Annotated in this window: 26 protein-coding genes and 1 tRNA gene; 15 read left to right on the forward strand and 12 right to left on the reverse strand. The window is 68.8% G+C overall.

Annotated elements, in window-relative coordinates:
* Positions 1–87, forward strand: an 87-nt coding sequence (locus ABE957_RS17855; RefSeq protein WP_349758561.1) for an IS3 family transposase, incomplete at its 5' end; no start/stop codon positions are given.
* A gap of 81 nt (positions 88–168) precedes the next feature.
* Here ABE957_RS17855 and sbcB read toward each other — a convergent pair.
* The 4 genes from sbcB to minC form a co-directional block, all read right to left on the reverse strand.
* Positions 169–1,659: an exodeoxyribonuclease I gene (gene sbcB, locus ABE957_RS17860; protein ID WP_349760020.1), complete on the reverse strand. Its 1,491-nt coding sequence runs from the start codon at positions 1,657–1,659 to the stop codon at positions 169–171.
* 136 nt (positions 1,660–1,795) lie between these two features.
* Positions 1,796–2,047, reverse strand: a complete 252-nt coding sequence (minE, locus tag ABE957_RS17865) for a cell division topological specificity factor MinE (protein WP_108447396.1) — start codon at positions 2,045–2,047, stop codon at positions 1,796–1,798.
* Complete coding sequence (gene minD, locus ABE957_RS17870; RefSeq protein ID WP_349760021.1) at positions 2,044–2,862, reverse strand: septum site-determining protein MinD; 819 nt, start codon at positions 2,860–2,862, stop codon at positions 2,044–2,046. The genes minE and minD overlap by 4 nt, the downstream gene beginning before the upstream one ends.
* A 72-nt stretch (positions 2,863–2,934) precedes the next feature.
* Complete coding sequence (gene minC / locus ABE957_RS17875; protein ID WP_349760022.1) at positions 2,935–3,711, reverse strand: septum site-determining protein MinC; 777 nt, start codon at positions 3,709–3,711, stop codon at positions 2,935–2,937.
* Between the two features lie 252 nt (positions 3,712–3,963).
* Between minC and ABE957_RS17880 the strand changes: the two genes are divergently transcribed.
* Complete coding sequence (locus tag ABE957_RS17880) at positions 3,964–6,753, forward strand: DUF349 domain-containing protein (protein ID WP_349760023.1); 2,790 nt, start codon at positions 3,964–3,966, stop codon at positions 6,751–6,753.
* A 119-nt stretch (positions 6,754–6,872) separates the two neighbouring features.
* Here ABE957_RS17880 and phbB read toward each other — a convergent pair whose 3' ends face one another.
* Positions 6,873–7,619 (reverse strand): acetoacetyl-CoA reductase, encoded by a 747-nt coding sequence (gene phbB, locus ABE957_RS17885; protein ID WP_349760024.1) that lies wholly within the window; start codon positions 7,617–7,619, stop codon positions 6,873–6,875.
* 195 nt (positions 7,620–7,814) lie between these two features.
* Between phbB and ABE957_RS17890 the strand changes: the two genes are divergently transcribed.
* A tRNA-Met gene (locus tag ABE957_RS17890) sits at positions 7,815–7,891 on the forward strand.
* Between the two features lie 304 nt (positions 7,892–8,195).
* Entirely contained in the window at positions 8,196–8,735 is a 540-nt protein-coding gene (locus tag ABE957_RS17895) for an HdeD family acid-resistance protein (RefSeq protein ID WP_349760025.1), read from the forward strand.
* Between the two features lie 144 nt (positions 8,736–8,879).
* On the opposite strand, the gene ABE957_RS17900 is transcribed toward ABE957_RS17895, so the two are convergent.
* On the reverse strand, positions 8,880–9,851 hold the full coding sequence (locus ABE957_RS17900; RefSeq protein ID WP_349760026.1) for a ligand-gated ion channel: 972 nt from the start codon (positions 9,849–9,851) through the stop codon (positions 8,880–8,882).
* 301 nt (positions 9,852–10,152) lie between these two features.
* Here ABE957_RS17900 and ABE957_RS17905 point away from each other — a divergent pair, with 301 nt between their 5' ends.
* On the forward strand, positions 10,153–11,088 hold the full coding sequence (locus ABE957_RS17905; RefSeq protein WP_349760027.1) for a co-chaperone YbbN: 936 nt from the start codon (positions 10,153–10,155) through the stop codon (positions 11,086–11,088).
* A 142-nt stretch (positions 11,089–11,230) separates the two neighbouring features.
* Here ABE957_RS17905 and ABE957_RS17910 read toward each other — a convergent pair whose 3' ends face one another.
* Entirely contained in the window at positions 11,231–12,409 is a 1,179-nt protein-coding gene (locus ABE957_RS17910; protein WP_349760028.1) for a MalY/PatB family protein, read from the reverse strand.
* Between the two features lie 43 nt (positions 12,410–12,452).
* Here ABE957_RS17910 and ABE957_RS17915 point away from each other — a divergent pair, with 43 nt between their 5' ends.
* Positions 12,453–12,884, forward strand: a complete 432-nt coding sequence (locus ABE957_RS17915) for a hypothetical protein (RefSeq protein ID WP_349760041.1) — start codon at positions 12,453–12,455, stop codon at positions 12,882–12,884.
* A 43-nt stretch (positions 12,885–12,927) separates the two neighbouring features.
* Here the strand turns inward: ABE957_RS17915 and ABE957_RS17920 are convergent, their stop codons facing one another.
* A complete protein-coding gene (locus tag ABE957_RS17920) occupies positions 12,928–13,269 on the reverse strand; it encodes a hypothetical protein (RefSeq protein ID WP_349760029.1) in 342 nt (113 codons plus the stop codon).
* Between the two features lie 54 nt (positions 13,270–13,323).
* Here ABE957_RS17920 and ABE957_RS17925 point away from each other — a divergent pair, with 54 nt between their 5' ends.
* The 7 genes from ABE957_RS17925 (at position 13,324) to ABE957_RS17955 (ending at position 16,889) form a co-directional block, all read left to right on the forward strand.
* Entirely contained in the window at positions 13,324–14,148 is an 825-nt protein-coding gene (locus tag ABE957_RS17925) for a hypothetical protein (protein WP_349760030.1), read from the forward strand.
* Between the two features lie 58 nt (positions 14,149–14,206).
* Positions 14,207–14,614 carry an acyl-CoA thioesterase gene (locus ABE957_RS17930; protein ID WP_349760031.1) on the forward strand — a complete coding sequence of 136 codons (408 nt, stop codon included), beginning with the start codon at positions 14,207–14,209 and terminating at the stop codon, positions 14,612–14,614.
* Positions 14,611–15,081, forward strand: coding sequence for a Cys-tRNA(Pro) deacylase (ybaK, locus tag ABE957_RS17935; RefSeq protein WP_349760032.1), 471 nt, complete (start codon positions 14,611–14,613; stop codon positions 15,079–15,081). Before ABE957_RS17930 ends, ybaK begins: the two co-directional genes overlap by 4 nt.
* Positions 15,082–15,181: 100 nt before the next feature.
* On the forward strand, positions 15,182–15,508 hold the full coding sequence (locus ABE957_RS17940) for a hypothetical protein (RefSeq protein ID WP_089849985.1): 327 nt from the start codon (positions 15,182–15,184) through the stop codon (positions 15,506–15,508).
* The gene (locus ABE957_RS17945; protein ID WP_349760033.1) at positions 15,480–16,001 is read left to right on the forward strand and encodes a DUF501 domain-containing protein; all 522 of its coding nucleotides are present in this window, start codon (positions 15,480–15,482) and stop codon (positions 15,999–16,001) included. Before ABE957_RS17940 ends, ABE957_RS17945 begins: the two co-directional genes overlap by 29 nt.
* A 79-nt stretch (positions 16,002–16,080) precedes the next feature.
* A complete protein-coding gene (locus ABE957_RS17950) occupies positions 16,081–16,203 on the forward strand; it encodes a hypothetical protein (protein ID WP_281245186.1) in 123 nt (40 codons plus the stop codon).
* 131 nt (positions 16,204–16,334) lie between these two features.
* On the forward strand, positions 16,335–16,889 hold the full coding sequence (locus ABE957_RS17955; protein ID WP_349760034.1) for an LOG family protein: 555 nt from the start codon (positions 16,335–16,337) through the stop codon (positions 16,887–16,889).
* A gap of 129 nt (positions 16,890–17,018) precedes the next feature.
* On the opposite strand, the gene ABE957_RS17960 is transcribed toward ABE957_RS17955, so the two are convergent.
* Positions 17,019–17,519: a hypothetical protein gene (locus ABE957_RS17960; protein WP_349760035.1), complete on the reverse strand. Its 501-nt coding sequence runs from the start codon at positions 17,517–17,519 to the stop codon at positions 17,019–17,021.
* A 49-nt stretch (positions 17,520–17,568) separates the two neighbouring features.
* Positions 17,569–18,117, reverse strand: coding sequence for a tetratricopeptide repeat protein (locus ABE957_RS17965; RefSeq protein WP_349760036.1), 549 nt, complete (start codon positions 18,115–18,117; stop codon positions 17,569–17,571).
* A gap of 297 nt (positions 18,118–18,414) precedes the next feature.
* Here ABE957_RS17965 and yaaA point away from each other — a divergent pair, with 297 nt between their 5' ends.
* Positions 18,415–19,194, forward strand: a complete 780-nt coding sequence (gene yaaA, locus ABE957_RS17970) for a peroxide stress protein YaaA (protein ID WP_349760037.1) — start codon at positions 18,415–18,417, stop codon at positions 19,192–19,194.
* Positions 19,195–19,212: 18 nt separating this feature from the next.
* Here the strand turns inward: yaaA and ABE957_RS17975 are convergent, their stop codons facing one another.
* Complete coding sequence (locus tag ABE957_RS17975; RefSeq protein ID WP_349760038.1) at positions 19,213–19,788, reverse strand: isochorismatase family protein; 576 nt, start codon at positions 19,786–19,788, stop codon at positions 19,213–19,215.
* Between the two features lie 126 nt (positions 19,789–19,914).
* On the opposite strand from ABE957_RS17975, the gene ABE957_RS17980 reads away from it, so the two are divergent.
* Positions 19,915–20,721: a Tim44 domain-containing protein gene (locus ABE957_RS17980; RefSeq protein WP_349760039.1), complete on the forward strand. Its 807-nt coding sequence runs from the start codon at positions 19,915–19,917 to the stop codon at positions 20,719–20,721.
* A 141-nt stretch (positions 20,722–20,862) separates the two neighbouring features.
* Here the strand turns inward: ABE957_RS17980 and ABE957_RS17985 are convergent, their stop codons facing one another.
* Entirely contained in the window at positions 20,863–21,063 is a 201-nt protein-coding gene (locus ABE957_RS17985; RefSeq protein ID WP_349760040.1) for a hypothetical protein, read from the reverse strand.
* Positions 21,064–21,315: the final 252 nt, after the last annotated feature.

Genomic DNA, 21,315 nt, shown 5'->3' on the forward strand with positions numbered 1-21,315 from the left:
CACTACTACAACCATCAGCGAATCAAGCAGAAACTAAAAGGCCTGAGCCCCGTGCAATACAGGGCTCAGGCCATGGCTACCGGTTAAGAGAACCAACCGTCCAACGATTGGGGGTCAGTTCACATCTGGCCGGGCGCTGTCGTTGATCATCACGAAGGAAGGGGTTGGTCAGCCGAAGGCCTGGGGCGGCATCATCGCCTCGACGTGCATCACCAGCTCCTCGAGGACCTGCCGGTCGCGATCGGCCAGCGGCTCACCGTTGAGCCGGTCGATCTCGCGGGCGAAGGCCTTCAGCGTGAGGCTGGCGACGGCCGGGTCGTTCATGCGCTCCCAACGGAAGGCCTCCCAGCGCGCCTGCTCCTCGCTCTCCAGGGTGTCGGGATAGCTGCGGGCCCGATAGCGAAACAGCATCTCCTCGAGACGCGGATCCTGGAAGGCGAAGCGCGCCCCGACCAGATCCCAGGGATCGGTCTCGCGCACTCGCTGCATCTGCTGGCGATCCGTCGGCGAGAAGAAGCCGCCGGCGTAGAGCATCAGGTCAGGATCGTGGGGCGGCTCGGGATGGGGCGCGGCGAACACCTCGGCGACCCGTGCCGCGACCTCGGGGCGGGCGGCGAGTCGCTTCCAGTGCTCGCGGCACGCGGCCAGGTCGAGCCCCAGGCGCTCGACGATCTCGCCGTACTCGCCCTGGCGGGGCCCCGAGGCATCCTTGAGCGCGCTGGCCGGGAAAAGCACCGGGCACTTGTTGATATGGATGACCTTGAGCGGGATGCGCTCGGCGCCCTCCGCGAGATCGTCGTTGCTGACGAAGACCCGCGCACGGATCTGTTCGGGCGTGAGCTCCATCAGCGGGGTCGGATCCATCGAGAGGTCGAAGACGATCACCCCGTTGGGGTTGGTGGGATGCTCGGCCAGCGGCATCACCAGGGCGCTGCAGCCGCGACTGGCCGGATAGCGCCGCGAGATGTGCAGCACCGGCTTGCGGCTGGGCAGGTCCAGCTGCTTGGAGACGGCGCGCTTGCCGCGCAGCCCGAGCAGGTAGTCGAACAACCGGGCGTTGCGCTCGCGCAAGAGCCTGGCGAGTGCAATGGTGGCGCGGACGTCCGCCAGGGCATCGTGGGCGCCCACATGGGCGATGCCGTTGGCGGCGGTCAGGTCCTCGAGCTTGAAGCTCGGCGCGCCGTCGTCGCGGGTCGGCCACTCGATGCCCTCGGGGCGCAGGGCGTGAAAGGCGCGCACGACATCGATCAGGTCCCAGCGCGAGTTGCCGTTCTGCCACTCTCGCGCATAGGGATCGAGCAGGTTGCGATAGAAGAGGTGACGACTTACCTCGTCGTCGAAGCGCAGGCTGTTGTAGCCCAGCGCACAGGTCCCGGGCTCGCTCATGGCCGCCTCGATGCGGCCGGCGAACTCGGCCTCCGGCAGGCCGCGGCGACGGGCCTGCTGCGGCGTGATCCCGGTAATCAGGCAAGCCTGGGGGTGGGGCAGGAAGTCGTCGGCGGGCTTGCAGAAGAACTCGAGCGGCTCGCCGATCTCGTTGAACTCGGCATCGGTGCGGATGGCCGCAAACTGCGAGGGACGATCGCGGCGCGGGTCGGCACCGAAGGTCTCGTAGTCGTGCCACAGGAAGGTCTGTGGGGCGGCTTTCGACTGCGCCATGGGCCAGCTCTCCGAAGGCAGGGATTCAGCGGCCCAGCCTACCACAGCGCCTCGGCCGGCTCAGCCGCCGGCCCTGCTCTTCGCAGCGTGCTGGAGCATCGTCCGGGGCGCCATTCACGCCCTGCTAAGAACCCGCTCAGGCCCTGGGCAGGGTCACGTTGAGCTCCAGCACCGAGCAGTTGTCCTCGCTGTCGAGGGTGATATTGACCGCGTCGTCATCGATCTGCACGTAGCGCCGAATCACCTCCAGCAGCTCCTTCTCCAGCAGCGGCATGTAGTCGGGCTGCCCGCGCTGGGTGCGCTGGTGGGCCACGATGATCTGCAGCCGCTCCTTGGCGACCGACGCGGACTTCTTGCGCTCTCGCTTGAGGAAATCGAGCAACTTCACCGGCGGGCTCCTCCAAACATGCGGCTCAACAGGCCCTTCTTCTGGTACTCGTGGAAGCGCAGCGGCACCTCCTCCCCGAGCAGCCGGGCCACCGTGTCGGCATAGGCCTGGCCGGCATCGCTGCTGTCGTCGTGGGTGACCGGCACCCCCTGGTTGGAGGCCCGCAGCACCGCCTCCGACTCGGGAATCAGGCCCAACAGGTCGATGGCCAGGATCTCGCGAATGTCGTCCAGGTTCAGCATGTCTCCCAGGTCGACCCGGCTCGGGTTGTAGCGGGTGATCAGCAGGTGTTCCCGGATGGCGTCGTCGCCGCGCTCCGCGCGCCGGGTCTTGGACGCCAGCAGGCCGAGGATGCGGTCGGAGTCGCGCACCGAGGAGACCTCGGGATTGGTGACCACGATCGCCTCGTCGGCGTAGTACATGGCGAGCTGGGCGCCGCGCTCGATGCCCGCCGGGGAGTCACAGATGATGAAATCGAAATCCTTGCCCAGGGTGTCGAGCACCTTCTCGACCCCCTCCTGGGTCAGCGCATCCTTGTCGCGGGTCTGGGAGGCCGGGAGGATATGCAGGTTGTCGACTCGCTTGTCGCGAATCAGCGCCTGATTGAGCCCCGCCTCACCCTGGATCACGTTGACCAGGTCATAGACCACGCGACGCTCGCACCCCATGATCAAGTCGAGGTTACGCAGCCCCACGTCGAAGTCGATGACCGCGGTCTTCTTGCCACGCAGCGCCAGCCCGGTGGCGATGGCGGCTGCGCTGGTAGTCTTGCCGACCCCTCCCTTGCCGGAGGTCACAACGATGATCTTGGCCAAATGTCACATCCTGTCTTGTCATGAGGAAAAGAAACGCGGGCGGAAACCCTGCCGCCTCGCGCTTGGCCGACATCAGTCCAGCGACGTGATGCTCAGCTGGCCGTCGAACAGCTGGACCTGAACGGTGGTGCCCAGCAGGCGCGGGTCGATGTCCTCGAGGCGCTTGTAGTTGCCGGCCACCGAGAGCAGCTCGGCATGCAATTCGCGGCAGAAGATGCCGGCCTTGACGTCACCGTGGATGCCGGCCAATGCCCGCCCGCGCAGGGCGCCGTAGACATGCACGTTGCCGGCGGCAAGCACCTCGGCCCCGGCGTTGACCGCGCCGACCACCACCAGGTCACCCTCGGGGGCGGTCACCTGCTGGCCGGAACGCACCGTGCCGCGGTAGATACGCCCCCCGACGGTGGGGCCTGGCAGGGCTTCGGCAGAGGCTTCGGGGGAAGCCTCCGCCGGCTCGTCGGGCTCGAACTCTTCGGCTAGCGGGGCGTCGTCGGCCACGCTTTCCAGAGGGCGCGGGCGCGAGGCTTCCTGAGGAGGGAACCAGCCCAGCCCCAGGGCCCAGGCCGACTGCTTGACCGGATCCGGCCCACCACGCACCGCCACCGGTAGCAGCTTATGGGCGCGACACACCGCGCAGATGCGCTCCAGAGCCAGATGCGGCTCATCGAGCTTCTCCACGTTGAGCACGACCGGGGTATGCTGGAAGAAGGCCGGCGACTGGCTGAGCTTGCCCGCCAGCTGCTCGCGAATGCGCTCGGGGTCGGCACTGGTCAGTTCCATGACCGTCATCGGCAGCATCCCCCCCTTGAAGGTGAAGGCCATACGGTCCCTGTCCACATTGAGACTCATTGCCGAACTCCACGTCGGGTGATGGTCGGGGTACCACTCAAAGCTAAGCGAGTGACTGCAACCCTGCAACCGATCATAAGGACATAGGAGCGCATTGTCAGTGTCTCCGGGCGGCCACACCTCACCGCGGCCGCACCTTTTCTGCCGCCACGTCACATGCTTAGATACGATAGACTCAAGTTCCGCACCGTTTTTACCGATAACAATGACCATCTCGCGCCCCGCTCGGGAGCGCTCTCGTCAGGATGCCCCATGCCAGGACTCCTTCGCCGCCTGTTCGCCCCGCGCTGGAAGCACCCGGACCCCGAGGTTCGCCGCCAGGCCGTGGCGCGCCTCGATCCGTCCAGCGATGACCAGCGCCGCACCCTCGAGCGGCTGGCCCTGGACCCCGATCCCGGCGTGCGCCTGGCCGCCCTGGAAACGATCGACGATCCCGAACGCCTGCTGACACTAAGCGGCCAGTCGGACGCCTCGCCCGAGCTCAGGCAGTATCTGGTCGCCCTGCTCGCCGGTCGCCGCGGCCATCACGACCTTCAGGCGCGCATCGCGCTGGTGGAGCGGCTCGAGGATCGGGCGCTGCTCAACGAGCTGGCCCTGCAGGGCGACAACCAGCAGCTGCGCCTGGCGGCGCTGGCCCGCCTCGACGCGGAGGAAGACCTGGTCCGTCAAGCCTGCGACAACGGCATCGCCGCCGTGCGCCATGCCGCCGCCGCCCGAGTCAAGAGCGAGGCGGGCCTCTCCCGGCTGGCCCATGAAGCCCGGCGTGATCGCCAGGTGGCCCGCCAGGCACGCGAGCGCCTCAACCGACGGCGCGCCGATGCCGCCTCCCTCACGGCGGCCCGCGCCGAGCGCGAGGCGCTGCTGGAGAAGCTCGAACGCCACGCCCACGGCCCCTGGGAGCCGCTCTATGCCGGGCGCCTGCGCCACCTGATGCGCGAGTGGGCGAAGCTCCGCGACCTGGCGGATGCCCGCCAGGAGCGCCGCTACCAGGACGCCTGCCAGCGCTGTCGCAAGATCCTCGGCGACCACGAGGCCCAGGAACATGCCCGCCATGCCGACCACCGCCGGCGTGAGGATGCCGACCAGACGCGGGAGTCCCTGGTCGAGGCGCTGGAGGAGAGCCTCGAGGGCCTGCATCAGGGCGAGCAGCTCACCGATCAGGACATCGCCAGCCTGCGCGCCCAGAAGCGCCTGATGGCCAGCCGCTGGCAGGCGCTCTCCGACCATCACCTGGCCGACGAGGGGCTGCGCCGCCGCTACGACGCGGCGCTCGCCGACTATGAACGGATTGTCCAGGCCCGGGTGCGCCTGGACGAACGCGCCGACGCCATCGAGCAGGCGTTGGCGGAAGGCGACGATGATCGCCTGAGCGCCCTGATCGAGGCCTGTGGCTGGCCGGCGCGACTGGCACCGACGCCGCTGCTGGCGCGCGCCCGAGAGCACCTGGCTCGGGAGGCCCAGGACGACGACGGCGAGCCGGACGCCCGGCTCGCCCACTTCACCGAGGAGCTGGACCAGCTGGAAGGCCTGCTGGAACGCGGCGCCTTCAAGGGCGCCAGCCGACTCCACCAGCGCCTGCGAAAGCAGGCCGAGCAGCTGCCCAGGCCCCTCCCGCACGCCGACCAGGCGCGTTTCAAGCGCCTGGCGGCGCGGCTGGCCGAGCTTCGCGACTGGCGCGGCTTCGTCGCCGGCCCCAAGCGCGACCAGCTGTGCCAGACTATCGAGGCGCTGGCCGAGCAGACCGAGATGACCGAGATGACCGAGGTCGAGCTCGACCGTCGCCATCGCCAGCTGGTCAAGGAGTGGAAGGCGCTGGGCGACGCCGCCGCCAATCGCGAGCAATCCGCCCGCTTTCGCGCCGCCTCCGATCGCATCAAGGAACGCCTGGCCCCCTGGCGAGAGCGCCAGCAGGTCGAGCGACAGCGTCATCTGGAGGCTCGCCAGGCGCTATGCGAGCAGCTCGAGACGCTGCTCGAGCAGCCCGCCCATGAGGCCGATCCCGATGGGCTGCGCGAGATCCGCGACCGTGCCCGGGAGCAGTGGCGCCACCTCGCCCCGGTGCCCCGCGAGCAGGCCGAACCCATCGGCCGACGCTTCGGGCGCATCCTCCACGAGCTCCAGGCGCTGATCGATCGGCGGGCGCGGGAGATCGCCGAGGCCAAGCGAGCACTGATCGATGAGACGCGCGAGCTGCTGGCACGCGACCTGCCGCCCGGCCAGCGGGCCGACCAGGCCAAGGCCCTGCAGCGTCGCTGGCGCAGCCTCGGGCGAGCCCCCAAGGGCGAGGAGCAGACCCTGTGGCGGGAGTTCCGCGCGCTGTGCGACGACATCTTCGCCAGCCGCGATGCCGCCCGCGATGATCAGGCCCAGCGCAGCCGCGCCCGGCTCGAGGCCATGCAGGCGCTGATCGACCGCCTGGACGCCTGGCACCCCACGCAGAGCCGCGAGACCGACGTGCTGGACGAGGCCATCCGCGAGGCCGCGGCGCTGGAGCCGCTGCCCTCCGGCCGGCGCACCGAGGGCATGCGTCGCCGCTGGAGCGGCATCGTGCGGGCCCGCCGCGAGCGCCTGGACCGCCTGGCCCTGGCCGAAGAGGCCCACCGCTGGCAGGCCATCCGGCCGCTGCTCGCGGCGCACCTGCAGGCGGATGCCCGGTGCCTGGCCGGGGGCCCCGCCGAGGCGGTATCCCTGCCCCACGGCCTCGACCTGCCACCCGAACTGCGTCGCGCCCACGAGGCGCGCAATGCCGCCCGCCAGGCCGGCACCGCCGCCGAGGCCGAGGAGAAGCTCGCCCGCCTGCGGGCCCACCTGTCCCTGCTGGCCGGCGGTCGCGTCCAGCATCGCGATGACCCGCTGCGCCTGGCGATCCAGGTGGAGCGGCTCAACGAGAACATGGGCCAGGCGATCTCCCGCGCCGACGAGCTCCACCAGCTGCTCGGCGAGCTGCTCGCCAACGGCCCAATGCCCGAGCAGCCCTGGGAACGCGAGGTCGGCGAGCTCGACCGGATGCTCGAGATCCTGGCCGAGCGACCGCCACCCTGAGCCGACACACTCCGTTTAGCTACACCCCATCCAGACACAGGAACGCGAGGCCTCGGCCTCGCGTTCCTGTGTCTGCCACCGGGGTCACCGGCGGCAGGAGTCCTGCGGCGGTCGGGCGATCAGCCCATGAACTGTCCGCCGTTGATGTCGATGTTGGCGCCGGTGATGAAGCCCTGCTCCTTGTCGGCCAGGAAGGCGACCAGGCGACCGATCTCCTCGGGGGTGCCGTAGCGCTTGACCGGAATGGTCTCTCGGATGGCCTCGCGCACCTTCTCGGGAATGTTCATGATCATGTCGGTGGCGATATAGCCCGGCGACACCGTGTTGACGGTGATGCCCTTGGTGGCGGTCTCCTGGGCCAGTGACATGGTCAGGCCGTGCATCCCTGCCTTGGCCGCCGCATAGTTCACCTGGCCGAACTGCCCCTTACGGCCGTTGATGGAGGAGATATTGATGATGCGGCCGTAGCCCTCGTCCAGCATGTCCTCGATCACGCTGCGGCAGGTGTTGAAGACGCTGTTGAGGTTGGTGTCGATCACCTCGTTCCACTGGTCCGGCGACATCTTCTTGAGGGTGCCGTCGCGGGTGATCCCGGCACAGTTGACCAGCACGCTGACGGGACCGTGAGCCTCGCGGATCTCCTTCACCCCGGCCACGCAGGAATCGTAGTCGGTGAGATCGATGCCGGACAGGGCGATGTTGTCGTAGCCCTCGGCCTTCTGAGTCTCCAGCCAGGCCTTGGCCTTCTCCGGATTGTGATATCCCGCGACCACCAGGTAGCCCTGTGAGGCCAGCGTGCGGCAGATGGCGCTGCCGATGCCGCCAGTACCACCGGTGACCCAGGCGACGGGTGCTTGATTTGTCATTGGCTATCTCCCTGATATGAATGACATCGTCATGGGGTGACCCGGCGGGCCACCACCAGCATGACCATTATGAGTTGTTGGACAGTCATTTTTGTGACGCCCCACGAGTATGGACCAGAGACCGGCCCTGGGACGAGCGTTGGGAATCGATCCTTGACTAAAGGGTAAGTCTGTGTAGAATACGCCTCACGTTGATGCGGGGTGGAGCAGTCTGGTAGCTCGTCGGGCTCATAACCCGAAGGTCATCGGTTCAAATCCGGTCCCCGCTACCAATTTCGAGAAGGCGTATCGCCCCAGGGCGATACGCCTTCTTTCGTTGTGTGCGTACGCAGGACGCAGGCGAGGGTGGGGATCCCGCGGGCGCATTCTCCGCGTCCGCGCCCCCCCTCCGCGCTCCGCGTCCGCGCACCCCCGCGCCCATGGCTGCCAGGCATACGACGCCCTCCACTGCCGCCGAGCCTTCCCGCTCCACCGCCCGACCACGCGCCCGGTCAATGAGCAGCTGCCGCTGGCAACCCGCACCTGAGTGCTACACTCAAACCCCAAAGGACATGCGCAAACTAAGCGAGGTTTGACATGAAGGCTTGGGTCAAGTGGTTGAGTGTAGGGGTCCTGTCCGTTGTTTTCGGGCTGGTGGTGCTGGCCAACCCGGTGGCCGCGTCGCTGGCCGTCACGACCCTTGCGGGGATCCTGTTTGCGATTTCCGGCGGCTTTCAGATCTTCGCCGGCCTCGGGGAGAACAAGATGGTCGGCAAGGTACTCGGCATCGCCCTGGGCACCGTGATGCTGCTGCTGGGCCTGTCGCTGCTGTTTCGCCCACTCGAAGGCATCATCTCGCTGGCGGCCCTCGCCACCATCCTCTTCGCGGCCAGCGGCGCAGCCCGCGTGGTCACCTCGTTCAAGATGCGCAACACCTCCTTCTTCTGGCCGATGCTGGTATCGGGGGCGCTGTCCGTGCTGCTCGCCGGCTACATCGTCGCCAACTTCTTCGCGATCGCTCCCGGCCTGCTGGGCATCCTGCTCGGCATCGAGCTGCTGTTCAACGGCGCCGGCCTCATCGCGCTGTCGTTTTTCCTGCGCGCGAGTCCATCGGCCGAGAGGCACAGGGCCGCCTGATGTCGACGGGTCACGACCGGATCGTCCCGGGCCGGTAAAGGGCTCCTAGGGCCCAAGCCGGTCTCGCCAGTGTCCCGGGATAACGATGCCGCCCGATCACGCGAACGATCACCAGCTGCGCGCGCCTCGATGTCCCCGTCCCCACTAGAGCATCGCGATGCTCCAGCCGACCACCAGCAGCAGCGGAAAGATCCAGCGGCATAGCCCGTCGAGCCTGGTGGCAGAGGCTTCACGCCCTGTGTTCACCAGCACACCGGTGGCGACGGCGTTGAAGATTGCCAGGAACACCAGGACCGTGGCCCAGGCGATGAGCTGGTCCGCGATGGTGAAATAGCCGAGACGGGGCAGATAGGTGGACATCGAGAGCTGGAAGGCGATCAGCGTCAGCATCGAGGTGGCGCCGAGGCCAATCTGAAACTCGTAGCGATGCGCGGGCACCCAGAAGACCGCCCAGGACATAACCACGATCAGACACATCGGCAGCAGGATCTTGAAGACGTAATAGGTCGCCACGCGCTCGGCACCCAGCCGGGCGGTGAAGATACTGCGATTCTCGTTGAGGGCGGGAATGGGTTCGATGGCCGCCGCCGTTTCCAGGCCGGTGATCCGCCAGCCCTCGATATTGAGGCGTCGACCGAGGAAGGTCCGCTCAGGCATCGGTACCAGCACCATCTGATCCGGGGAAGTCTCCACCGACCCCACTCGGAACGCGAAGGTCTGCTTGTCGAACGGGAAATCCTGCAGAGGGTGATAGGTGGAAATATGGCCACGATAGCGCTGCTGGTAGATCACTCGCCCACCGTCATCGATCGCCACCTGATCGAGCAGGTTGGTTTTCCGGGCCGTCAACGAGAAGGAGTTGAACAGCGTCACCTCCGGCACCCAGACCCGACTGCGCTGGAAGCGACACCCCTCCAGCCCCTCGAGACGCGGATCGACCCAGGAGAGGGAGACGATGAAGTCACCCTCGATCTGCTGGTTGATGTCATCGATATCGAGCACATCGACGACCCCCCATCCCACCTGCACCTCGGTGGCAGGCCCGTCGGCAAACGGACGCTCGTTGGTCTGCTGGACGGGCAGATCGCAGACAAGGGCCTGGGCGGTGGCGCTCAACACCAGCAAGACAATGGCGAGACACCAGGGGGTAACGCGCCTGCAGGCGAAGGCATGATGAAATAACTGTGTTGGCATTCCGGCTCCCCCGCCCCTGTCACTCCCTGATGCGCGTGCGTGTCGCGCCCCCTCACAAGCGTGGCCATACCCACGCCGCTAACGGCAGCATAGCCCGTCCGTGAGGAAAGGGGCCGTTGGAGACCCGGCGGCGCAGCGGCGCCCATCGTCGTCCGGCCCTTGAAGTCGTCGCCGGCGGCCCGCATCTAGTGAGCAAACTCATCCCGGATCAAGGCTAGTCACCATGCCCATCGTCGACCCCCGCACCGGTGAGCCGCTCACCACCGACACCTCCGCCGGCGAGAGCCACGCCGGGCCCGCCGACGGCCAGCAGGCCGAGGTCGTCCTCGACGTCGATCGCAGCAACATCCAGCAGCTGCTCGAGACCTCCATGCAGGTCCCGGTGCTGCTCGACTGCGGCAGCCGCAGCGAAGCGGCGAGCCAGCAGCTGAGCCAGGTGCTGGAAAAGCTGGCCCGGGAATACCAGGGCGCCTTCCTGTTGGGCCGCCTGGATATCGATCAGGAGCCGGAGATCGCGGCCCAGCTGGGCGTGCAGGGCGCGCCCGACGTCAAGCTGATCAGCCAGGGCGGCCTGGTCGACCACTTCCAGGGCGCCCTGCCGGAGAAGCAGGTCCGCGAGTGGCTGGGCCGCTACTTCCCGGCCCCGGAGGAGGCTTCGCAAACGCCCGAGGACCAGGCCGCCGAGGCCCTGGCCGCCGGCGATGCCGCCACCGCCCGGCGCATTTATCAGGAACTGATCCAGCAGTATCCCCAGCACACGCCCTACCAGGTGGAGCTGGCTCGCGCCCTGGTGGCCGACGGCGAGGCCGAGCAGGCCCGCGAGCTGCTCGACAACCTGCCGCCGGAAGAGCGCGACGCCCCGCCCGCACGCGGCGTGCGCGCCAGCATCGCCTTCGGCGAGCAGGCGCCCTCCGCCGAGGAGATGGCCGCCCTGGGCGAGCGCGACGACAGCGAGGCACAGTTCAAGCGCGCCCTGCGCCAGCTGGCCGATGGCCAGTACGAGGCCGGCCTGGAGGCCCTGCTCGGCCTGATGAAGCGCGACCGGGCCTACGGCGAGGATGCCGCCCGCCGCACCCTGCTGCAGGCCTTCGACGCCCTGGGCGCCGATCACCCGCTGACGGTCACCTATCGCCGCAAGCTCTTCGCCCTGCTCTACTGATCTACTGATCTACTGATCTACTGATCTACCGATCGCCCGAGCCCGCCCCGCCAAGGCTCGATCCCGAACCGGGACCTTCGCGAAAAACGGCCGCCCCCTCGGGGCGGCCGTCGTCGTCTGAGCCTTGCCGGTGCGCGGCGCTTCAGCCCCTCAGCACGCCATCCAGCCGACTCAGGGCCTCCTCCAGCTGGGCCGCCGTGGTCCCGAAGTTGAGCCGCACGAAACCCGGCCAGCCGAAGTCGGCGCCGTCGGAGAGCGCCACCCCCGCGTGCTCCAGCAGCCAGCGCTGGGGGGAGGCCTCGAGCCCCTGCAGGGCGGGCGCCTCACGCAGGTCCAGCCAGGCCAGGTAGGTGGATTCGGGCACGCTCAGGCTCACCCCCGGCCAGCGCGCCACGCGCTCGACCAGCCGCCGGCGGTGGTCGCGCAGCGTCGCGAGCAGCGCCTGGCGCCAGGCGTCGCCGTGGCGATAAGCCGCCTCGGCGGCCACTAGCCCGAGCACGTTGCCGTCCGGCTGCAGGCCCTTGGCCGCCGCGGCGAAGCGCCGACGCAAGCCGGCGTCGGGAATCACCGCGCAGGCCGTGGTCAGCCCCGCCAGGTTGAAGGTCTTGGAGGGCGCCCAGAGGGTCAGGATGCGCGAGGCCAGCGCGGGGAAGGCCGCGGCCATGGGCGTATGGCGGGCCCCCTCGTCGAGCAGCAGGTCGCAGTGCAGCTCGTCGGAGACCACCAGCAGGTCGTGGCGCTCGACCAGCGCGGCGAGCCCCGCCAGCTCCTCCTGCGTCCAGACGCGCCCGGTGGGGTTATGGGGCTGGCACCACAGCAGCAGCCGGGTCTCGGGGGTGATCGCCGCCTCCAGCGCCTCGAGGTCGAGCCGCCAGGGCTCCCCGGGCGCCGCCGGCGCCCGCAGGGCCGCCTGCTGGGGCAGGCGGCCGGTGCGCTCGGCGACGTGCAGGAAGGGCGGGTAGATGGGCGTGACCGTGAGCACCCCGTCCCCCGGCGCGGTGAGCGCCAGGCTCGCCAGGTGCAGGGCGGGCACCACGCCCGGCAGCCACAGCTGCCACGCCGGCTCGATGGTCCAGGCGTAGTGCTCGGCGCTCCAGTCGCAGACCGCCTGCTTGAGGCTCTCGGGCACCTGGCCGTAGCCGAAGACGCCGTGGGCAACCCGCGCCTGCAGCGCCTCGATGACCGCCGGCGGCGAGGCAAAGTCCATGTCGGCGACCCACAGCGGAAGCACCTCCTCGCCGTAGCGGTGCCACTTCTGGGAGGGCCAGTCACCCCCCGACGGGTGGCGTCGCTCGACGGGCGTGGCAAAATCGAATTCCATGTGCAGTTCCCGCTCTCAGAAGGCCAACAAGATGACAGAGACCATGCCGCAAGACGGCTTCTATGCCAAGGTGCGCCGCGGCCTGCCCGACCTGGTCGCCCAGTGGCTGACCCTCGGCCAGGGCGATGCCGACCGCCTGGCGCTGCTGCTCGCCGAGACCGCCCGGGTGACCCGGATGGCACTGCCGGAGGCGACCCCGAGCGGCGAGACGCTCATCGCCTGGAGCCGTGCCGACGGCGAGGAGCCGCCGCTGTGGGCGGCGCGAACCGCGACCTTCCTGCTGGTGCAGATGCCCGCCCGCCCCGTGCCGGCCGGCGACGACGAGGCCTGCGCCTGGGCCTACTGCTGGCTGCGCAACCGCGATGTCGAGAACGTCGAGGCCGCCGAACAAGCGTTGCCCGAGCACCTGCGCGAGCCGCTGGCCGCTGCCCTGCGGGCCGCCTGGACCGACCTCAAGGGGCTGCGCCTGGTCTGAGCCTGGGCCGGGTCTGGGCCTGAGTGGCGCCCACCCTGCCCCGCTAGCCGCGGCGGGCGGCCCGCTTCTTGGGCCGAAACCCCGCCGGCTTGGTGGAGAGCCATGCCACGAAGGTCTCGATCTGCGGATGGGCCAACAGGGCCTCGCGTCTGCGATAATGGTCGGCCAGCTCGCGCTCGCCGAGCACCGCATGGATGTGCCGGTGGCAGGCATGGCAGACCCATAGGATGGCGGTGAGACGCTCGGCCCGGTCGAAACGACGCCGGTAGCGGGCCTTGCCGTGCAGGGACCGCGGAATCAAATGGTGCTTGGTCAGCGGCGCCGCCCGTGCGCAGAGCTCGCAGGCCTCGGGCCGCGGCAGGGGCGAGAGTTCATGACCGGCCATGGCGCGTCTCCTCGGCGACTCGTCTTACCCTGATGATAAGGACCCACCTACGATATGGACGTTCCCCTCTCCTGGCAGCTGGCCAAGCTCGCGGTCTCCATCGGCGTGGTACTCGGCCTCTCGATGATCGCCGAGCGCGTCAGCACCCGCATGGCGGGTCTGCTCTCCGGCTACCCGCTGGGCACCGCCATCGCGCTGTTCTTCATCGGCCTGGAGATCTCGCCGGCCTTCGCCACCCAGAGCGCCGTGCACACCCTGGCCGGCTTCAGCGCCACCCTGGTGCTGGGCGGCGGCTACCTGCTGTGCGCCCGGCGCGATGGCCTGCCCGGCGTGCTCGCCGGCAGCGCGGGCGGCTTCGTGGCCTGGCTGGGAGTGAGTCTGCTGCTGACCCAGGTGGAGTTCACGCGGCTGACCGGCACCCTCACCACCCTGGCGGCGATCGCGCTGTTCATCCGGCTCTATCGGCGGGTCCCGGATACCGCGGCCGGCCCGCGAGGCGGCTTCAGCTGGGCGGCACTGGGCCTGCGGGCCGCCCTGGCCGCCGGCATCATCTTCCTGATCACCGGCCTCGCCCACGTGATGCCGGCCGCCTGGGCCGGGGTCATGGCCGCCTTCCCGGTGACCATGTACCCCTTCCTGGTGATCCTGCACCTGACCCACGGCGCGGCGCCGGTGGCCACGGTGATCAAGCACTACCCAGCCGGGCTCGGCTCACTGCTGAGCTACGCGCTGTGCGTCTCCTACACCTACGAGCGCTTCGGGCTGCTGATCGGTACCCTGGCCGGCTTCGTCGTGGCCACCGCCTGGCTGCTGGCCTGGACCCGCCTGCGCGCCTGGCAGGCCTCGCGCCAGAGCCGCCAGCCCAGCGCCAGCACTTGACCAAGCGCTTGCTCGGGGCAAAGCTGTCCCTCCCGAGACGCTCACAAGGAAACCGCCGATGTTCGTTCGCACCGTGGAACCCGCCTTCTACGACACCGATGCCCTGGGTCACGTCAACAACACCCGGCTGCCGGCCTGGTTCGAGCTGGCCCGCAACGACCTCTTCCGGCTCTTCACGCCGGACCTGGACCCGCGCAAGTGGCGGCTGATCATGGCGCGCATGGAGGTCGACTACCGGGCCGAGCTGCAGTACGGCCGCGAGATCGAAATTCGTACCTACGTCTCGCGGCTCGGCAACAGCTCCTTCACGGTGAGCCAGGAGGCGCGCCAGGATGGCCAGCTGACCAACCTCGGCCATACCGTGATGGTGCATTTCGATCACGCGACCAAGCAAGCTGTGCCCATCGAGGGGGCGCTGCGCGAGGCCCTGGAGGCCCATCGCCAGGAGGAACCGGCAGACGCATGACCCCGGCCGTGAAGATGCTGGAGAAGGCCGGCGTGGCCTTCCAGCTGGCAAGCTACGAGCACGACCCGCGCTCCCCCGCCTACGGCGAGGAGGCCGCCCGAGCGCTGGGCCTGCCGCCCGACGAGGTGTTCAAGACCCTGCTTGCTCGCCTCGACGACGGCCGCCTGGCGGTGGCCATCGTGCCGGTACCCTGCCAGCTCGACCTCAAGGCCCTGGCCCGGGCTGCCGGGGCACGCAAGGCGAGCCTCGCCGAGCCCGCCGAGGCCGAACGGGCCACCGGCTACGTGGTGGGGGGCATCAGCCCGCTGGGCCAGCGCAAGCGCCTGCCGACCGTCCTCGATGAGAGCGCCCGGGCCCTCGCGGCGATCCACGTCAGCGGCGGCCGGCGGGGGCTCGAGATCCGCCTCGCTCCGAGCGATCTGATACGCCTCACCGGCGCCCGCGAGGCCCCGCTGGCCCGGCCCTAAGCCGAACCCGCCGGAGGGCTGGCTGAGCATGCGCCGCACCCGAGCCAAACCCGACCCGCCGCTGTCACATCACCACAGCCCTCCACCCACGGGAGCCCCCATGGCCATCCGCTACACCCTCTGGCTGGACCCGGACGACACCCCCCGACACCGCGCCGTCGAGGCCGACCTGAAGCGCTACTTCATCGACCGCTTCGCCGACTATCCGCACATCCGCTTGTTCGGCGCCGACCCTTACGATTATGATGCGCCGTTCAACCGCCTCTACGACGTGCTGATGGCAAGAGCCGGCGAGTACTGCGAGCGGGAATGGCGCTACGTGCCCACCCCCGAGCAGCTCAACCGCGCCTTCTTCCTGGCCGTGGGGCACTCGAACAAGTTTGTACGGGACAACGACGATGGTGATCCGAACCGATCAGGCCCCTGATGAGCGCCAGCTGGCCATCATCGCCGAGCAGCTCGGCCGCGCGCCCCGCGGCATCGAGGCCCTGGCCGCCACCGACGGCGAGGGCACCCCGCTGGTGCTGCGCATGGCACCCATCGTCGATGGCAAGCCCTTCCCGACGCTCTACTGGCTCTGCTCGGAGCGTCTCAAGATCGAGATCTCGCACATCGAGGCCGCCGGGGTAATCAAACAGCTGGAGACCCGCCTGCAGGAGGATCCCGACTTCCTGGCCGCCTACCACCGCAGCCACGACGCCTACGTGACCGCGCGTTGGGACTACATGAGCGAGGCCCAGAAAGCGGAGGTCTTCCGCCTCGGGTATGATGGCGTGCTCACCGCGCGCGGCATCGGCGGGATCGCCAACCGCGACCAGGTCCGCTGCCTGCATACCCAGTATGCGCACCACCTGTGCGGCGAGAACGTCATCGGCCAGTGGCTCGACGAGCACTATGGCGTCGCCGACTGCCTGCCGTGACCCCGGCACCCGGCCGATCGCATCACCCCGCGACACCGTCCCCGACGACACGATTCCGATAACATAAGGAGAACCCCGGATGTACCTGGACACCCATGTGATTGCCAGTCTTGCGCTGATTGCCAGCATGATCGTCATCAGCGGCGTGGGCATCAAGCTGCTGCGCCAGGCCATCAAGCGCGACGCCTCGGGCGCTCGCTGAGCCGGCCATCACGACCGCGAAGGGCGCCCTCGAGGCGCCCTTCGCGTTTTCGGGCCGGGCCTTTCCTGGCCGGGCCCTTCCGGCGCCGTGGCCGGACGGGCTAGGATGACGGCCCTGCCAAGGAGGAGAGCATGTCGAGATTCTGCGTCTACCTGGGGTCCCGGGAGGGCCGCGACCCGCAACACCTCGAGGCCGCCGAGCGGCTCGGCGAAGCGCTGGCCCGCCGCGGCCACGGCCTCGTCTACGGAGGCGCCCGCGTCGGCCTGATGGGTCGCCTGGCGGATGCCGTGATGGCCGCCGGTGGCGAGGTCATCGGGGTGATGCCCGACCACCTGGTCGAACGCGAGCAGGCCCACCACGGCCTGACCGAGCTGGTGCGGGTGCGCAACATGCACGAGCGCAAGGCCAGCATGGCCGCCCACGCCGATGCCTTCATCGCGCTGCCCGGCGGCATCGGCACCCTGGAGGAGTTCTTCGAGGCCTGGACCTGGCACTACCTGGGCCTCCACGACAAGCCCATCGGCGTGCTCGATACCGCCGGCTTCTATGCCCCGCTGCTGACCTTCCTCGACAGCACGGTGGAACAGGGTTTCCTGAACGGCCGCACCCGGGCCGAGCTGATCGATGCCACCGACCCCGTCGAGCTGCTGGATGCCCTGGAGGCCAGGCTTTCCCGCGACGCCTGACCCAAGGCCCACGAGGCGCCTCGGCCTCGGCCTCGCCATCGGCACCGCGTGAGCGTGGCGAGGCCGCGCCGACGTACGAGCGTGGTCAGGGCGGGGGAGCAGAGACGAGTTTTTGGCGTGCCTGTCGCGTCAGGCGTCGGCGGCGAGTTCGAGGGTGCGCTGGTAGGTGAGCTGCAGCAGGCGGGCGTCTTCCCCGGCGCGATGCCGATGGATGTCCCGCTCGAGGATGAGGGCTTCCTTGGTGCGGCTCCACAGCGCCTGCTGGGATTCGCTCAGCAGGATACGCAAGGCTTCCAGGCGGAAGGCCGGCAGCATGCCGGCATGATGGAAGAGCAGCGACAGCCAGGTGTTGTCGTAGCCCCAGCTGTCGCTGTAGGCGATGCCGATCTCCCCCAGTTCGTCGTTGAGCCAGCGCGCCACCTGGCGCACCGGATACCCCTCACGCTGCAGGCGACCGCGGCTGATGCCGTGCAGCAGCTCGGCCTTGGGGTCCCAGTGCGTCCACTCGTCCAGCGGCTGGATAAGGAAGGCGCAGGTGCTGCCATCGGCGCGGGCGAGACCGACCTCGATGGGGTAGCTGCCGCGCCCGAAGCCGGACGCCTCGATATCCAGCAGTGTGGGTAGCGTCACGGGCGGGAGAGTCCTTGGTCGAAGTGGCCGGTGCCGTCGCGGCAAAGGCCTAGTGTCGCGTCTCGCCTCCGGCCTTGTCCACTGCAGCGGCGCCCGGCACGACAGCAGCATCCTGTGAGTCGTCGAAGCCGGCCAGGCGATCGGCCAGGGCCTGCCAGTGTCCAGCCTTCTCGGCATCCACCGGCAGGGCCAGCTCGCCGTGGCGATAGGCCCGGGCGAGGCGGGTCGCCGCCAGGGGATGGCCCGCCTCGCCGGCACGCGCATACCAGGTCACGGCGTGGTCGTCGCGCCGCGGATACTGGGCACAGCCGTGCTCGTGGATCTGGCCCGCCTGATACTGCGCCTTGGCATCTCCGGCCTGGGCGGCCTCGAGCACGTAGCGCGCCCCGCGGGCCTTGTCCTGAGGACTGACGCCACGATGGAAGAGCATGTGCCCGTACTGGGCCAGCGCCGCCGGATGCCCGGCATCGGCACAACGCTGGAAGAGATGCATGGTCAGGCGCTGCGTTCGCGGCGACCGGGGCAGCCAGCGAATATGGAACAGCTGCTGCGCAAGCCGGTATTCGAGCCGGGTGAACAGTGAGGATGCCTCTGACATGGCAACTACCCTGCGTCCAGTGAAGCGGAGAGATGCCGGTCACGCCCTGTGTCCGGCATCTCTCCTGGCAATAAACGATGGCCATCCGGGCTCCGCCGGGGCTTTTGGAGGGCAAGCATACGCTCGCCCCGTCGGCGACTCAACCCTGGCAAGGTGTCGCACCGCCGGGGCACTGCGGCTGCCGCTTGGACGGCGCGGCGGGGAGGGACTATCCGCCCGATAGCCCATGGCATGCAGGCGACTTGATATACTGCGCGCTACCGCCATCCGGCCCCCCTTTCGCGACAGGAGCCTCCCATGCTGAGCGTGATCTCGCCCGCCAAGACGCTGGACTTCAAGACCCCCGCTACCACGAACCGGCACACCCTGCCGGATCATCTCGAGCAGAGCCAAGAACTGATCGAGATCCTGCGGGACTACTCGCCCCAGCGGCTCAGCGAGCTGATGGGCATCAGCGACAAGCTCGCCGGGCTCAACGCCGCGCGCTTCGCCGAGTGGCACACGCCCTTCACCCCGGAGAACGCCAAGCCGGCCGCCCAGGCCTTCCAGGGCGACGTCTACGTGGGGCTCGAGGCCGACCGCTTCGATGACGGCGACAACGCCTTCGCCCAGGCGCACCTGCGCATCCTCTCTGGTCTCTACGGCCTGCTGCGCCCGCTGGACCTGATCCAGCCCTACCGCCTGGAGATGGGCACCCGCCTCGAGAACCCGGCCGGCAAGGCCCTCTACGCCTTCTGGAAGGCGACGCTGACCGCCGAGCTCGACCGCGCCGTGGCCGCCAGTGGCAGCCCGGTGCTGGTCAACCTGGCATCCAACGAGTACTTCAAGGCGATCGATACCAGGCGGCTCGCCTCCCGGGTGATCACCCCGGTGTTCAAGGACGAGAAGAACGGCAAGCTGAAGATCATCAGCTTCTACGCCAAGAAGGCGCGCGGCCTGATGGCCGCCTGGATGATCCGTCAGCGCCTGGACGATCCGGAAGGATTGAAGGACTTCGATGTGGCCGGCTACGCCTTCAACGCCGCGCTCTCCGAGGGCGACACCCTGGTCTTCACCCGCGCCGAGGGCGCCGCCTGAGCATCCTCTGCCAAACGCTCAAGTAAACGTCAGGGGGCGCGCCGAGCGCCCCTTGAGAAACTCTCGGTGAGCCTGCTTGAAACGCTCGTCGTCGCAGCGCTCCAGCCACTCGTAGGCCACCATGTCGGCGCTCACCGCCACCGCGCCGGCCTGAGTCATCCGCTCCCTCGCCAGCCGCGCCTCACCGGCACGACGACTGGCGGTCGCCTCGACCAGCCAATAGACCTCGTAGCCCGCCTCGAGCATGCCAAGCCCGGTCTGCATCACGCAGATATGCGCCTCGCTGCCGCACAGCACCACCTGACGCTTGCCGCTCTGTGCCAGGGCCTCGGCGAAGGCCGGCTCGTCATGGGCACCGAAATGCAGCTTCTGCCAGAGGCGATGGTCCGGCAGCGCTTCCAGCAGGCGAGGCTCGCTTCCCCCCAGTCCCTGGGGATACTGCTCGGTGATCCAGACCGGCACTTCCAGGGAGCCGGCCAAGGCTCCCAGCCAGGCCGCCTCGGTGACGGCCTGCTCGCCGTGCTCGATGACCGGCAGCAGGCCGGCCTGCAGGTCGACGATCAGCAGCAGGCTCTTCTCTCGTGACAGGCGCATGGTCGGACTCCTCGGTTCGCCGTGGTGGCGCGGTTAGTTGTCGTGGCCGACCAGCATAGTCGCTAGAATGAAGACTTCCGACTTTTTACCGTATCACCTCCCCTTCCCTCGATGGAGATTCCCCCGATGCGTCACCTTCTCGTCATGCTCATGGTCGGCGTGCTGGGCTTCGGCCTGGCCGTGGACCATGCCGATGCCCGCCGCCTGGGCGGCGGCAAGAGCTTCGGCAGCCAGTCGCGCAGCGTACAGCAGCCGGCCGCCACCACCAGCCGGGACGCCGCCGGCAACCGCGCTACCCAGACCCGTCCGAAATCCCGCCTGGGCGGGATGCTCGGCGGCATGCTGGCCGGCGGCCTGCTCGCCGCGCTGTTCTTCGGCGGCGCCTTCGATGAGCTTCGCCTGATGGATATCCTGCTGGTCGCCGGCGTGGCCTTCCTGCTCTTCCGGCTGTTCGCCAGCCGTCGGCGCACCGCCACGGCGGGCGGCCCCGCTCCCCAGGAGGCGCCGGCCCGCCCCCAGGCCTTCCAGGCCGCAAGCGCGCCGATGGGCGGCGGGCTGGCCTCGGAGCCCGAATGGTTCGACCGCGAGCGCTTCTTGGGCGGTGCCAAGGAGCACTTCATGACCCTGCAGCGCGCCTGGGACAACAACGACTTCGCCGGCATCCAGGAGTACGTGACCCCGGAGCTCTACAACCTGCTGCGCGAGGAACGCGACCGCCAGCCAGCCAACAACCGCACCGAGATCGTGCGCCTGTTCGCCGAACTGGGGGATATCCGCGAGGTCGGCCAGCAAGCCGAAGCCACGGTGATCTTCCACGGCATCATCGCCGAGAACGGCGAGGAAACCGAGTTCAACGAGACCTGGCACCTGACTCGCCAGCTGCGTGACGGCGCGCCCTGGTACCTCCAGGGCATCGAGCAGAACCCGAGCTGATCGCTCGCCGCCCCTCGAACCGACACGCGAAAGGCCGGGCACTGCCCGGCCTTTCCTTTGCCATGACGCTGGTGTCATGACTCCCTTGCAACCCTCCTGGCCACCCGCTGGCCGCGAGGCGCCGTGGAGAGCGGCGTACCATCAGTTCTGGGCGTCCTCGGCGGCCTCTTGCAGCTCCTCGCCCATTTCCTCCACGCCTTCGCCCATCTCTTCCATGGACTCGTCGATGTTCTCTCCCGCCTGCTCGGCCGGGCCCTCCTCTTCACAGGCGGCCAGGCCGGCGCCCAGCATGGCGATCAACAGGGCCAGGCCCAGCCTGCGCAGCAGCATGCTCTTCTTCATGATCCTCTCCTCCTGAGACAGATGAGTCCGTGATAATCGTACCCGCCTCACCGTAGCCGCAACGGAGCCTCGTTGCCAACCGAGCCCCACGCCACTGGCCTCCCCCGCCCTCTCCCAGACCCATACGACAACGCCCCCACCTCGAGAGAGACGGGGGCGTTGTCATATGGGGCAACGCATAGCGGGAGGCGCGAACGACGATTCGCACCGAACCAGGGCGGGCCATTCTTCCCTGTCGATAACGCTTGGCCC

This window comes from Halomonas pelophila, from assembly GCF_040196315.1.
Classification (GTDB): Bacteria; Pseudomonadota; Gammaproteobacteria; order Pseudomonadales; family Halomonadaceae; genus Halomonas; species Halomonas pelophila.

Coding starts and splice junctions, on each gene's coding strand:
- ABE957_RS17965 (WP_349760036.1), bottom strand. CDS start 18,117: ATGTCAGAGGCATCCTCACTGTTCACCCGGCTCGAATACCGGCTTGCG.
- ABE957_RS17955 (WP_349760034.1), top strand. CDS start 16,335: ATGTCGAGATTCTGCGTCTACCTGGGGTCCCGGGAGGGCCGCGACCCG.
- ABE957_RS17980 (WP_349760039.1), top strand. CDS start 19,915: ATGCGTCACCTTCTCGTCATGCTCATGGTCGGCGTGCTGGGCTTCGGC.
- ABE957_RS17940 (WP_089849985.1), top strand. CDS start 15,182: ATGGCCATCCGCTACACCCTCTGGCTGGACCCGGACGACACCCCCCGA.
- phbB (WP_349760024.1), bottom strand. CDS start 7,619: ATGACAAATCAAGCACCCGTCGCCTGGGTCACCGGTGGTACTGGCGGC.
- ABE957_RS17905 (WP_349760027.1), top strand. CDS start 10,153: ATGCCCATCGTCGACCCCCGCACCGGTGAGCCGCTCACCACCGACACC.
- ABE957_RS17920 (WP_349760029.1), bottom strand. CDS start 13,269: ATGGCCGGTCATGAACTCTCGCCCCTGCCGCGGCCCGAGGCCTGCGAG.
- ABE957_RS17915 (WP_349760041.1), top strand. CDS start 12,453: ATGCCGCAAGACGGCTTCTATGCCAAGGTGCGCCGCGGCCTGCCCGAC.
- ABE957_RS17945 (WP_349760033.1), top strand. CDS start 15,480: ATGGTGATCCGAACCGATCAGGCCCCTGATGAGCGCCAGCTGGCCATC.
- yaaA (WP_349760037.1), top strand. CDS start 18,415: ATGCTGAGCGTGATCTCGCCCGCCAAGACGCTGGACTTCAAGACCCCC.
- ABE957_RS17975 (WP_349760038.1), bottom strand. CDS start 19,788: ATGCGCCTGTCACGAGAGAAGAGCCTGCTGCTGATCGTCGACCTGCAG.
- sbcB (WP_349760020.1), bottom strand. CDS start 1,659: ATGGCGCAGTCGAAAGCCGCCCCACAGACCTTCCTGTGGCACGACTAC.
- minC (WP_349760022.1), bottom strand. CDS start 3,711: ATGAGTCTCAATGTGGACAGGGACCGTATGGCCTTCACCTTCAAGGGG.
- ABE957_RS17985 (WP_349760040.1), bottom strand. CDS start 21,063: ATGAAGAAGAGCATGCTGCTGCGCAGGCTGGGCCTGGCCCTGTTGATC.
- ABE957_RS17895 (WP_349760025.1), top strand. CDS start 8,196: ATGAAGGCTTGGGTCAAGTGGTTGAGTGTAGGGGTCCTGTCCGTTGTT.
- ABE957_RS17930 (WP_349760031.1), top strand. CDS start 14,207: ATGTTCGTTCGCACCGTGGAACCCGCCTTCTACGACACCGATGCCCTG.
- ABE957_RS17910 (WP_349760028.1), bottom strand. CDS start 12,409: ATGGAATTCGATTTTGCCACGCCCGTCGAGCGACGCCACCCGTCGGGG.
- ABE957_RS17950 (WP_281245186.1), top strand. CDS start 16,081: ATGTACCTGGACACCCATGTGATTGCCAGTCTTGCGCTGATTGCCAGC.
- ABE957_RS17925 (WP_349760030.1), top strand. CDS start 13,324: ATGGACGTTCCCCTCTCCTGGCAGCTGGCCAAGCTCGCGGTCTCCATC.
- ybaK (WP_349760032.1), top strand. CDS start 14,611: ATGACCCCGGCCGTGAAGATGCTGGAGAAGGCCGGCGTGGCCTTCCAG.
- ABE957_RS17880 (WP_349760023.1), top strand. CDS start 3,964: ATGCCAGGACTCCTTCGCCGCCTGTTCGCCCCGCGCTGGAAGCACCCG.